Raw genomic sequence first — 271 nt, 5'->3', positions numbered from 1 at the left:
CCCGGGCCCGACGCAGCGCCGCCGCCTGGGCCTCGGCCTCGCGCGTCTCGGCGGTCACGTCGCGGCCGGTGCCGCGCAGCCCGACGATGCGCCCCATCGCATCGGCCAGCGGCACCACGGCGAAGCTGAAGCAGGCGGGCTCCCCATCGGCCTGCCGCAGCCAGGCCCGCAGGTCCCGTGCCGGCGCCTGGGCCAGGAAGGGGTTGGGTTCGGGATGCAGCAGCAGCTCGCGTGCCGGCTCCCCCAGCAGCGCCGCAGCCGGCTGCCCCAG

The 271-nt window shown here is 78.6% G+C and carries 1 protein-coding gene; it reads right to left on the bottom strand.

Going from position 1 to position 271, the window contains the following annotated elements; all coding sequences use genetic code 11:
• The coding region (locus J5474_RS22545) for a PAS domain-containing protein (RefSeq protein ID WP_209364255.1) at positions 1–271 on the bottom strand (271 nt) is incomplete at both ends.

Origin of the sequence: Sagittula salina (assembly GCF_017813235.1) — a bacterium.
Lineage (GTDB): Bacteria > Pseudomonadota > Alphaproteobacteria > Rhodobacterales > Rhodobacteraceae > Sagittula > Sagittula salina.
This window is presented reverse-complemented; position numbering and strand designations above follow the sequence as displayed.